Raw genomic sequence first — 237 nt, forward strand, 5'->3', positions numbered from 1 at the left:
AGGCTTCTTTTATAATTTTCCCAAAAGATACTATAGTAACATCGTCTCCTTTTCTTTTTATGTCTGCCACACCAATAGGAATAAGGTATTCACCTTCTGGCACTTCACCTTTATCACCATACATTTGCTCACTTTCCATAAAAATAACGGGGTCATCATCACGGATAGCAGATTTTAATAATCCTTTAGCATCGGCTGGGTTTGAAGGTACTACAACTTTTAAACCCGGTGTATTTG

At 37.1% G+C, this 237-nt stretch carries 1 pseudogene; it reads right to left on the minus strand.

The annotated features are described in order from the left end of the window. Positions 1 to 237: pseudogene (locus tag FUA24_RS07605) on the minus strand (alpha-ketoacid dehydrogenase subunit beta); the annotation flags it as partial.

The sequence above is a fragment of the Seonamhaeicola marinus genome (assembly GCF_008085455.1).